The sequence below is a fragment of the Magnetovibrio blakemorei genome (assembly GCF_001746755.1).
GTDB classification, from domain to species: domain Bacteria; phylum Pseudomonadota; class Alphaproteobacteria; order Rhodospirillales; family Magnetovibrionaceae; genus Magnetovibrio; species Magnetovibrio blakemorei.
Map to the genome: position 1 here is coordinate 1 of NZ_MCGG01000083.1, position 11074 is coordinate 11074.

At 45.9% G+C, this 11074-nt stretch carries 11 protein-coding genes and 1 pseudogene; 9 read left to right on the forward strand and 3 right to left on the reverse strand.

What is annotated here, in order from left to right; all coding sequences use genetic code 11:
- Nucleotides 1-842: IS5/IS1182 family transposase (locus BEN30_RS17120; protein ID WP_069958279.1), on the reverse strand; the 842-nt coding region annotated here is incomplete at its 3' end.
- A gap of 119 nt (nt 843-961) precedes the next feature.
- On the opposite strand from BEN30_RS17120, the pseudogene BEN30_RS18155 reads away from it, so the two are divergent.
- The 8 genes and pseudogenes from BEN30_RS18155 to BEN30_RS17160 all read left to right on the forward strand — a co-directional run.
- A pseudogene (locus BEN30_RS18155) lies at nt 962-1434 on the forward strand (IS1595 family transposase); the annotation flags it as partial.
- A 243-nt stretch (nt 1435-1677) separates the two neighbouring features.
- Nucleotides 1678-3036, forward strand: a complete 1359-nt coding sequence (locus BEN30_RS17130; RefSeq protein WP_069959521.1) for a hypothetical protein — start codon at nt 1678-1680, stop codon at nt 3034-3036.
- A 97-nt stretch (nt 3037-3133) separates the two neighbouring features.
- Nucleotides 3134-4027, forward strand: a complete 894-nt coding sequence (locus tag BEN30_RS17135; protein WP_069959522.1) for an N-acetylneuraminate synthase family protein — start codon at nt 3134-3136, stop codon at nt 4025-4027.
- Between the two features lie 8 nt (nt 4028-4035).
- On the forward strand, nt 4036-5220 hold the full coding sequence (locus BEN30_RS17140; RefSeq protein WP_069959523.1) for a polysaccharide pyruvyl transferase family protein: 1185 nt from the start codon (nt 4036-4038) through the stop codon (nt 5218-5220).
- Entirely contained in the window at nt 5217-5726 is a 510-nt protein-coding gene (locus BEN30_RS17145) for a KdsC family phosphatase (RefSeq protein WP_069959524.1), read from the forward strand. The genes BEN30_RS17140 and BEN30_RS17145 overlap by 4 nt, the downstream gene beginning before the upstream one ends.
- A gap of 65 nt (nt 5727-5791) precedes the next feature.
- Nucleotides 5792-6520: an acylneuraminate cytidylyltransferase family protein gene (locus tag BEN30_RS17150; protein WP_069959525.1), complete on the forward strand. Its 729-nt coding sequence runs from the start codon at nt 5792-5794 to the stop codon at nt 6518-6520.
- Nucleotides 6521-6523: 3 nt separating this feature from the next.
- Nucleotides 6524-8008: a B12-binding domain-containing radical SAM protein gene (locus BEN30_RS17155; protein ID WP_069959526.1), complete on the forward strand. Its 1485-nt coding sequence runs from the start codon at nt 6524-6526 to the stop codon at nt 8006-8008.
- Nucleotide 8009: 1 nt separating this feature from the next.
- The gene (locus BEN30_RS17160; RefSeq protein WP_069959527.1) at nt 8010-8627 is read left to right on the forward strand and encodes an exonuclease domain-containing protein; all 618 of its coding nucleotides are present in this window, start codon (nt 8010-8012) and stop codon (nt 8625-8627) included.
- Nucleotides 8628-8632: 5 nt separating this feature from the next.
- Here BEN30_RS17160 and BEN30_RS17165 read toward each other — a convergent pair whose 3' ends face one another.
- On the reverse strand, nt 8633-9391 hold the full coding sequence (locus BEN30_RS17165; RefSeq protein WP_211563466.1) for an SDR family oxidoreductase: 759 nt from the start codon (nt 9389-9391) through the stop codon (nt 8633-8635).
- A gap of 150 nt (nt 9392-9541) precedes the next feature.
- Here BEN30_RS17165 and BEN30_RS17170 point away from each other — a divergent pair, with 150 nt between their 5' ends.
- The gene (locus BEN30_RS17170; RefSeq protein WP_069959529.1) at nt 9542-10468 is read left to right on the forward strand and encodes a hypothetical protein; all 927 of its coding nucleotides are present in this window, start codon (nt 9542-9544) and stop codon (nt 10466-10468) included.
- A 463-nt stretch (nt 10469-10931) separates the two neighbouring features.
- Here BEN30_RS17170 and BEN30_RS18160 read toward each other — a convergent pair.
- Nucleotides 10932-11074, reverse strand: a 143-nt coding sequence (locus tag BEN30_RS18160; protein WP_139135112.1) for a transposase, incomplete at its 5' end; no start/stop codon positions are given.

The following is an 11074-nucleotide window of genomic DNA, read 5'->3' on the forward strand; positions in this document are numbered from 1 at the left end:
CGGCTGACCAGCATCTTCCCCGCAAGCCATTTTTCGTTATTTTGCGAGCGGTAGGCGCTGTCGGCCCAGACCTCACCAGAGGTGTTGTCCGTGCCAACCACATGCTTGAGTTGGCGACCATCGGGTGCGGAGGCCGACGTCACATGTTGCCCGCGAATAAAGCCGAAATGGCGGTCGATGCTGATGTGTGACTTGTAACCGAACACCGGGAGCGCAATCATCGGCAGCGGCGTGCCGTCGGGCCGATGGCGCACCTTGCCGCCGATCTTCAGCGTCCAGCGCGCATCCACGTCTTTCTGCGCTGCTTTGTTGGGTTCATCAGGCCAAATCTCGTGAGCGCTCTTGCCCGCCTTGACGGCCTCCTTTTCCGGATCGGTATTGCGCTGCTTGGGCGCCGGAACAAGGCTGGCGTCGACGATTTGTCCCGACATCGGAATGTAGCCCTTCTTGTAGAGTTGCCAGTCGAACGCCTTCATCACCCGCTTCAACGTGCCGGTCTCCGTCAACTTGTTGCGGAACAGGCGAATGGTGTTCTCGTCCGGCGTCGGCGCGCCGAGATCAAAGTTTAGAAACCGCATCCACGACAGCCGGTCACGGATCATAAATTCCATCCGCGCATCGCTCAGATTGTGCTGGGCTTGTAGGATCAGAATCTTGAACATCGACACCGGATCAAACGGCGGACGCCCACCCTTCGCGCCGTCGCCATAACCAAGACCCTCGACCAGCCAGCCTCGGAAATATTCAAAATCAACCGTCGCCGCCAGAACCTCCAAGGGATCACCGTCCTCGCTGAGACGCGCAAGGTGTTCCGACAAACTGAAAAAACCGCGTTGTTCCATCAATCTCTCCCTATCAAGCCGATGGAACGATTGAATCACAAAACAGAAAAAATGGGGAGGTTAATACGGGTGTCCAGCTCCGGGAACTAATCGCGGAGAAGCTGGCCGAGGAAGCGCCGGACATCATGGCCGGGGAGATTGAGGTTGATGAGAGCTATTTCGGCGGTGTCAGGAAAGACAAGCGAGGTCGCGGTGCAGCGGCAAGGTTCCTGTCTTTGGTCTGCTCAAGCGCGGTGGACGGGTCTATGCCGTCACCATCCCAAACGCCCGATCTGAAACGCTTTTGCCCATCCTTGAAAGCAAAATCAGGCCGGACAGCATTGTCTACACGGATTGCTTTCGGGCCTATGACGTCCTTGATGTGTCGGACTTCCACCATGTACGGATCAACCACTCAAAGCTCTTTGCTGAAGACCGAAACCACATCAACGGCATTGAGAACTTTTGGAACTAGGCGAAGCGGCATTTGCGACGCTACAACGGTATCCCCAGGCACCACTTTCATCTCTATCTCAAAGAGTGCGAGTGGCGCTTCAACTACAGGCCGACGAGCAACCTCTTGAAGGTCCTGTTGGATTGGGCGAACATATGATTACTTCGAGCTTATCTATGTCAGCCCCTTAATCAAATATGCGACTATACCTTCAAAAAATCCCCCCTATACAAATAGAGATTTTGACATGTTTTAAATCAATAAGTTAGATCTATCTATTTGTAAAAACTGTGAATTGTCAGCATCCCTATCAATTCATCTCTACGATTACTGAAGATTTCTAATTGTAACCCCAAGAATATCCACCGGTGTTCTTGTAGCTTTAAAAGTTTGAATCAATAAATGAGCACAACTCGACGCCTAAAAAGCTACTACAGACTTCTCGCCGCACTATTACAAGCGCGTTCAAGTTTTGATTTTGCACTCCCCATCCTACCCATTTTGGCACGACTAGGTTTGGCATTCCCCATAGCCTATCTCATACACAAAACAATCCAGCCCATGACAAGCCAATCGTCCAAATACAAAGTACTCGTCATTGAAAAAGCTGTTTTTAATGAAGACATCATGGAGGTCCTTGGTGAAATGCCTGAAGTTCAGGTGTTCGGCCTCAAACGTGCGGTTATAAAGTGTGTATCATTAGGAATCTTACCCAAACAAATATGCGGCGATGATTGCTACATCACGGATGATCCAGTGGCGAACCGGGCAAAGCTCGATTATCGAAAATTGTTATTTAGTATTTGGTCCTATTTATCGTTGTTTCGTAGCTACGATGCAGTCTTAACAGGAAATTGGTGTTATTGGGCGGAGCGTGAGTTGGGGGCTGTCCTTGAGCACAGCAACATCCCCTTTATTGTACTGCACAAAGAAGGCATCAAGCCTCCTGAACGCAGCAAAATATTGAGGAACTTGTTTAAAACTCAAAGAGGCCAATTTACCGGGCGTCGTGTGCTTGTGTATCAAGAAGACGAAAAAAATCATCAGGTTGATGGTGGCATAGCACGCGATGAGCAGGTTATTTGTGTTGGAATGCCCCGAATGGACAGGAATCACAAATGGCGTCGGCTCGCTGCAGCAGGAAAAGTTCCAAGCCGTGCAGACCGCCAAACGGTGTTATTTTTAGCTTTTTTACCAAATAATTTCCTACCGAGTTATTCCGGCATAGAAAGTGATCTTGCCTGGGAAGAACTTTGCAGCGGCACCTATCGGGCCGCAATTGAATTGGCTAATGAAAATCCAACTTACGATGTCATTATCCGACCTCGAATACAGGAAGCTCCTGAGGTCGAAATATTATTAAACCGAGAGGGTCCGCAACCAGAGAACCTAAAAATTGTGTCCGAAGGGGAGGCGAGCCCTTTAATCGAATCGTCTTGGGTCATTTGCGGGCACAACACCACTGTCTTACTTGAAGCCTTAGCATCAAATAAGCCGGTGGTCGTTCCGCATTTTGGAGAATCTCTTGACCCACGCTATGAAGGTTTTAATGTTGAGCTTGGTGATGCTGTAGAGCATGCAATATCTGTTGAAGATCTTAAAACCAGGATTAAGCGGCATTGTGAGACCCCTTACGCAATTAACGAGGAACTCTCATTTGCCGTTACTGAAGCCCTGCAAAAATGGACGGGAAACCCTGATGGAAATGCTAGCGAACGTGTCCGCAAAGCTATTTTGCATGAGCTCACACTGTTGAATTAAATACAAACCAGAAAGACGAAGAACTACACCGGGCAGCCACTCAATGCCCCCTCCCCCCACCTTTATTTTCCCCTACCTCCCCAGGGTGAATTTACAAATGAAAGCAACCGCATCGATGAAAAAAAATGCAATTACAATTGGAAGCCGCCAAGTTGGTTCTGGTCATCCTTGTTATCTAATCGCAGAGATTGGCATAAACCATAACGGTGATATAGATATTGCTCGGCGGCTCATCGACAAGGCTGTCGAACATGGTTTTGACGCAGTGAAGTTCCAAAAACGCACCATTGATGTTGTGTATACTCCCGAAGAGCTCGCAACACCGCGCGAAACACCTTTTGGTACGACTAATGGCGACCTTAAACGGGGTCTTGAATTCGGCGTGGATGAATACAAGGAAATTGACAATTATTGCAAGGAGAAAGGAATCCACTGGTTCTGCTCGCCCTGGGATATAGGTAGCGTTGACTTCCTCGAGCAATTTGAACCTCTTTGCTATAAAATTGCTTCCGCTTCCCTCACCGATGACGAACTGCTGCTTTATATCAAAAATACTGGCCGCCCCATCATCCTTTCAACAGGCATGAGCACAATCGAAGAAATCGACCATGCTGTTGAGTTGTTGGAAGGTGCTGACTTGATACTATTCCAAACCTCATCGACTTACCCCTCCAAGGACAGTGAACTTAACCTCGCTGTAATTGAGACGCTCCGCAATCGTTACCAGATTCCAATCGGATATAGCGGCCATGAAGTTGGGGTTATGCCTTCTGTAATGGCTGTCACCGGTTTTGATGCGTGCGCTGTTGAACGTCATGTAACGCTTGACCGCTCAATGTGGGGTAGTGATCAAGCAGCAAGTCTTGAACCACGTGGAATGGAATTGCTGTCTAAATATCTTGCAATTTGGCCTATTGCTAAAGGTGATGGCGTAAAATGTGTCCTTGAAGGAGAGCTCCCTATCAAGGCCAAATTGCGTAGAATCGGTTAATAATCAATATGCGAAAACAAAATCTCGATGCAGCTGATTCACCACTATCTCTGCTCCACTTGGTTAACAAAAGAAGTGCTAATGTTGGGAACGGAGCCCTTACAGAAGGTACCGAATCCGTTATCAACGAGGACTTTCAGAACCACATCAAATGGACGCGGTTAGCTTGGGATGATTACACATTCGGGGTAAAAAAATTTGATCGTGAATTCATCAATCTTATCAATGATCATTCCGATGGCATGATCGTAGGTGGGGCGGTCGCAATAAATGGCCGTGAGTTCTATGGTGACGCAGGAATGCGCTTTAATCTACCGAAAGAGTTATGGTCGGAAATCAGACAGCCTCTCATATTCTACGGTATTTCATATCGGCACTGGGAAAATCAACCGTATCACCATCAGGATAAACTCCTGTGGGTTCTCGATTTCATCCTCAACAGTGACAATATGACTCTTGCGTTTCGTAACGACGGCACGCGTGAATGGTTGAGTTCAAAATTTGGCTTCTCGAGCAACAAAATTGACGTTATTCCCGATCCTGGTGTATTTGTTCAGGCCGATAGTAACGGGTATTACCCTGATCTCAAGGATGACAGGCTGAACGTTCTTCTCGCGTTTAATGACGAAGACTCCAACTATCGCTACTACACGCCGGGAAGTCGACAAAAAATGCTAGAAGGCATTGTTGTCGCCGTGGAAAGAATGCTTGCCACACACAAGGTCAATCTGATTTTGGTACCGCATTATTTTGATGACCTTCGAATGATCGCAGACTTCATTGACCTCTGCAAACCCGTACTGGCTCATCAACATATGATCTCAACAGAACTTGGACGCATATCCAGTAGTCATCATTTTTATGGCCGCTACCTTAAGGCAGACCTCATTATCAGCATGCGTGTTCATTCAATGTCGCCAAGCATCGGTCTCGGTGTGCCGATGATTCCCCTGACCACCCAAGATAGAATGACAGACTTCTTGGATGGGATTGGAATTGGTGATCTGAATATAGATGCATTTGATGATAACCTTTCCAACAACCTAACAGCAGCAATTGAAAAAACCTTAGCAAACCCAAGTGTAATCAGAGATCGGTTTATTGGGGCCCGCCAAAAGATGCGCCTGCAAATGAAGGCCTTTAACACCAAAGCCGAAAACATAATCCTCAGAACACAAACTGAAATGCAATGACTCTTTTTTCTAAAGACTCAATAGACCTTCTCGTCTTTGATTTTGATGGTGTTCTCACGGACAATCGAGTTTATGTGTTGGAGGATGGCCACGAAGCTGTTGCTTGCAACCGAAGTGACGGATTGGCTTTTGATATGTTTCGTGCCATTCATCTTTCTACATTGATTTTATCAACCGAAAAAAACCCAGTCGTGAGTGCTCGCGCAAAAAAACTTTGTGTCCCCGTCTTACAAGCCGTCAAAAATAAACGCCGCACTCTCATAGAACACTGCGCCTCATCTAGCATAGACATTAAACGCGTAATGTTTATTGGCAACGATTTAAATGACATAAGTGTCATGTCTTGTGTCGGTTTCCCGGTAGCTGTTTTTGACGCACACCCGAAAGTTAAGGAATTGGCTTGCACTGTCCTCTCGACTGCTGGGGGACAGGGTGTGGCAAGGGAAATTGCAGAAAAGACCCTAGGCCTTGATTACATTACTCTTACCTCTTTGCAGAATGAGTAAAAACAATACTTTTTCAACCTCATCGTTATAGTCGTCGAATTAACCTGATTAGAGACCTAAATAAAATGCGTGCAAATGAAAAACACACCAAACTTGAAGTTCTGGCCTTAGTGCCCGCACGTGGTGGATCAAAAAGTATGCCTCGTAAAAATGTCCGCATTGTTGGCGGCAAGCCTATGATAGTGCATTCAATAGAACACGCGCTGCAGACACCTTCAATTACTCGCGTCGTCCTCACAACGGATTGCGAAGAGATCGCTGAGATCGGACGAGCCGCCGGAGCCGAGGTGCCTTTTCTACGTCCTGCGGAATATGCCCAGGATTTGAGCCCCGATTACGATTTTGTTCTTCATGCCCTACGGTGGTTAATCGAAAAAGAAAATTATTCTCCTGACCTAGTGGTTCAACTTCGCCCGACTACACCGATTAGAGACATAAATCAGATTGAACGTGCGATCCATGCACTCTCTGAATGCCCAGAGGCCGATTCACTTCGTGCAATTGTGCCAGCATGTTTTTCCCCCTACAAAATGTGGGAAGTTGGAAATGACGGGTTTATGAAACCAATTCTCAGTCATGCCAATATTGATGAGCCCTATAACCAAGCAAGGCAGATGCTGCCAAAAATATTTCAGCAAGATGGATTTATTGACATTACTAGGCCAAAAACTGTAATTGAGATGGGCTCTATTACCGGTCAAAATGTTCTGCCATTTTTGTTAGATTCTATATCAATTGATATTGACTATGAAGACGAGCTTATAAATGCAGATTTTATTATGAATGGAGCATAAACTGTGGCTCGAATTCTACTTTTAAACCCAAGTCGTTGGGGACGCGGCATCACACCTATCTGGATTGCCAGCCACGCTGCTGTTTTAAAAGCCCATGGTCATGAAGTTTCATTATTTGATACAACCTTCTTTCTTGATTGGGCTCAGAACGAGAATGCCTTTAATACGGCTAACCTTCAATATAAGCCATCTCCTTATGAAAGCTTCCTTACCTTTGATGAGACACCAGTCCGGGAAGCACTACAAGCAAAACTAAATGAGTTTGATCCTCATATAGTGTTTTGGTCTGCGATCTCAACTCATATACATGGCGAAGGGGAATATGCTGCAATTCAATTTGGGCACCAGTTGATGAGTGATGTCTCATGCTCTGCAGTTAAGGTTTGTGGAGGCCTCCAGCCAACGGCAGCTCCCGCAGACACAGCCATTCGATTTCCGATTGTAGATTACTTTATAGGTGGTGAAAGTGATTTAGTCCTTGCGGATTTCGTGGATGCACTCGAAGCAAAAAAGCCGCTGACTGCTATCCCGGGACTTATATCCCGAAATAATGGAGATATATTCCAGTCCCCTCGTCAACCTATCATTAGCGACCTTGATATAATTGGCGCTTATGATTATAGCCTCTTCGATGAACAAATTTTTCACCGACCATACAATGGCGCTGTCGTTAAGGCCATTGATTACGAGTTATCTCGCGGCTGTCCATTTACCTGTGGGTATTGTGTTGAAACAGTTATCCAGCGTTATTATGGTTTTACTGAACGGTCTTCTCGCGGTGCATTGCGAGACCTAAAACGATACCTTCGACACAAGAGTGCGAAGCGCATCTTTGAAGAAATTTATACCCTTCACAATGATTATGGCATAACACTTTTCCGTTGCCAGGATACAAACTTCTTGACGATTAACCGTTCCACTCTACTTGAATTGGCTGACATCTTAGATGAAAAGAACCTGCCAATTCAACTTTATATCGAAACCCGCCCAGAAGGAGTCAACGAAAAAACTATTCCACTCTTGAAACGGCTGAGGGTTGATGGTGTTGGCATGGGTATTGAGCTGGCGACGCAAGAGTTCCGCGAAGAGGAACTGAACCGCTTCAGTGATCAAACGGCCATTGAAAACGCCTTCCGCTTATTACATGAAGCAGGTATCAAGCGTACTGCTTACAACATCATAGGCATTCCTCACCAAAATGAAGCCTCCATTCTTGATACCATTGTGTTCAATCGGAAGCTAAATCCTGACAATGTAACTGTTGCTTTTTTCTCACCATACCTCGGAACAGAACAACAACAAAGAGGGGCAGAGCAAAATTACTTCTTAGACTATGAGTTTGACTTAGATAGTCAGCTCAGAACAATGACTCACCACTCTGTTCTTTCCTCAGAAATTCTTGCCTTCTACAAGCGCCATTTTGTCCGGCTTGTGCGTGATGGCATAGAACATCTTGAGCTACTAAAAGAATCAGACGGTCTCTGCTAATATGCCTACTCTCGGCTTACCTTTGGACTCACATCTACGTTCTTGGCCACACAACGGCATTATCGGCATTCTCGATCTTGAATACACAGCCTGGCAAGGTTCCGCTCAGCACAAGTGGAGCCGTCCAATGGAGTGGAGGGAGATTGTACAAATTGGTTTTTTATTGGTCGACGCAGGGGCACAATTCCAAGAATGTGGTGCTGTGGAGTTTCTTGTTAACCCACAATTTAATCCAATACTATCGGACTATTTTGTAGAACTTACTGGAATCACCCAGGACAGTTTAAAAAAAGAAGGCCTTAAACTAAGCGACACATTAAAAACTCTAAGTAACATAGGAAAAAGCGCTACCTCGATTATCTTTAACGGATCTGATGGAGAAGTCTTAAGAGAAAACTGCCAACTCTTTGATTGTAAAATGCCATGGAATAAGCAGATCCTATTTAACTTTCGGCCCCTTCTTGCCGATACACTTCAACACAATGCAGAATCACTTGTTTCTTCCGATTTACCTAGGCTGGCAAGAACCCATGTTGAGGGTCGGGCACACTCTGCTCTTCATGACTGTCGGGCAATTGCTGCAGCACTTTCTGCATGGCGACAAGAAGGTAAGCTCTGATAAGTCTATACGAGGCCCTTCGCTAACCACCCTCCATCAACAACAATGTCCTGCCCTGTCATGTATGAAGAAGCGTCCGAAGCAAGAAAAACTGCAGCGCCGACGAGATCTGAAGGAGCCCCCCAACGTTCCAACATTGTATTGCGACAACGTTGTTCATTTATTTTTTGATCTTTATAGCTAGCAGCTGTCATGTCCGTCTCAATGTAGCCGGGGACTAAATTGTTAACTCGCACACCAAAAGGCCCCAAATCGCAAGCCATGGCGCGCGTGAGTTGACTCAACCCCCCTTTGGCAGCAGCGTAGCCAGGGTTGTTTGGGAAGCCCTGAAACGCAGCAAGACTTGTAACGTTAATAATTGAACCACTCCTAGCCGCACGCATATGTCTTGCAACCGCTTCGATGCCCCTATATGGAGCAATCAAATTCACCTTGATCGTGTGTTCAACCCCATCTTGGATATCGCCCGGTAAAGAAATTCCAGCAGCATTGATTAAAACATCAATCCGGCCACAGTTCTCTACGAATGTATCAATATGATGTGTTAGCGCTTCTGTGTTGGTAACATCACAAGATTGGTACTCAACTAGATCAAGAAAACATTGATCCGCTGCCTTCGAACGAGCCAAAGCAAGTACCTTGGAACCTGAACGCGCCAAACCGTCTGCTAAAGCCCAGCCGATTCCGCGTGATGCCCCGGTAACAATCGCAACGCGCCCTTCAAGGGAAAACATTTTTAAACATGCATTTTGAATTGATTTCAAGCTTTCAACCTAACTTCTATATTATTCAAAAATGAAGGCTGAACTTATTCAACCCGTTGTGGCAGCAGAGACATTCTGTCATTATTTATTCCCCATCTTCAACTAAACTTTATTTCCATTTTAATCACTAAGAATAGGAGACCTCGTAACATGACCACTACCTCACTTGGGCAACGCATTGATAAGCGTATTATCAAAAAGGCAGACCACGATGGTTGGTTATACTTAGCGTTAAGACTTGTTGAAGCGAGGCGGATTTTATCTGCGCCAGTATCTTATTTTAACAACCGGCGGAAAGCACGATCCATTGTGGATGCGTCTCGTTGGTCAGACTTCATCCCCAAAGAAGACGGCTTTCGCCCCTTCTTAATTGATACATTTGCTGAGTTACCGGATGTGATTTCTGCATGTGAAGATATATACGCTCAATACGAGGCTGATTTAAACAGCGGTAAGAAATACAATAAACCTTTTTTTTACAATATCATGGATGAAGAAAGTCTCAAATCTCACCCGATTCTTCTAGACTTTGCACTTAGCGAGGCCATCACGGAAGCTGCGACAGGTTACCTTGGGCACATTCCTCGACTCAATTCCATCGGTGTGTTTTTATCACCAGTTAATGATACCATTTCTGGAAGCCAAAAGTTTCATAGCGATGGAGATTGCCTGAAACAAGTCAAACTTTTCGTAAATATATGGGAAGTTGCTCCAGGTGGAGGAGGTTTCACGTTCATTCCCAAATCAAAAACGAATGAATTTCTTCGTAAGTCTGGCCTAAATTACAACCTATCTGATGAAGATGTTGCCAAGTTTATTCCTGATAGTGAACAAATTGTTGCCAATGGCCCCCCTGGTAGTGGGCTTTTATGTGATACAAGTGGCTGCCTTCATATGGGGAGCCGAGCAAGGAAAATGCCGAGACTTATTCTTAAAATACAGTTTGTTTCCCGCCCAGATGCTTTACTGCCAAGACCTATTGGGCGCACGGCCCATGGCGGGCACGTCATGGTAACCAAAAAACTTCTCGAAAACTTTGACATAAAGAACCCGAATGCCGGCCTTTACGTTGACTAGGCCGTGACTTCAAAACTGGTGATCCGAATCCGCATTGAAGCATGTTTCATATTAGCGATGAGGTTTTCAAAGTTTATGTCGTTTTGCGTAGCAATTGGCAGTGGTCAAATCGAATGTACATCCCCAAACCTAGAAAGGGGCATGGGATGACAAATTCTAGGGATTTTACTGATCTGTTAAAAGCGAAGGCGGTTCTCACCCCGGGGGGGGCAACGCATTCAAGAGAACGCTGCAGCGACACTAAGTTCGCCTAAACAAAGTCAAGCACATGAGCGTCAACGATAACCACAATCAAGCGCATGCCAAAAACTGTCCAGTCAATCAGGACTTCTTCAGTGAAAAACATGAAAATCCTAACGACACTATATTAGTGATCAGTGTGCTTGTTTTCACAAACTATCATACCTTTCTCAAACAAGATATGGCCTACCTCAGAGTCCGATTCAAAAGTTTTCATATGATATCAGCCCCTTGCCAGAAGTCTACTGACGCGCCGTATGTGAGCGATGAGCAGCCATGTTTCAGCGCTGGCGATGGTTTGCTCCCAGTCTTTGGCCAATCTGCGGCAACGGCCAAGCCATGCAAACGTGCGTTCGACCACCCAGC

Coding starts and splice junctions, on each gene's coding strand:
- BEN30_RS17130 (WP_069959521.1), top strand. CDS start 1,678: ATGAGCACAACTCGACGCCTAAAAAGCTACTACAGACTTCTCGCCGCA.
- BEN30_RS17135 (WP_069959522.1), top strand. CDS start 3,134: ATGAAAGCAACCGCATCGATGAAAAAAAATGCAATTACAATTGGAAGC.
- BEN30_RS17140 (WP_069959523.1), top strand. CDS start 4,036: ATGCGAAAACAAAATCTCGATGCAGCTGATTCACCACTATCTCTGCTC.
- BEN30_RS17145 (WP_069959524.1), top strand. CDS start 5,217: ATGACTCTTTTTTCTAAAGACTCAATAGACCTTCTCGTCTTTGATTTT.
- BEN30_RS17150 (WP_069959525.1), top strand. CDS start 5,792: ATGCGTGCAAATGAAAAACACACCAAACTTGAAGTTCTGGCCTTAGTG.
- BEN30_RS17160 (WP_069959527.1), top strand. CDS start 8,010: ATGCCTACTCTCGGCTTACCTTTGGACTCACATCTACGTTCTTGGCCA.
- BEN30_RS17170 (WP_069959529.1), top strand. CDS start 9,542: ATGACCACTACCTCACTTGGGCAACGCATTGATAAGCGTATTATCAAA.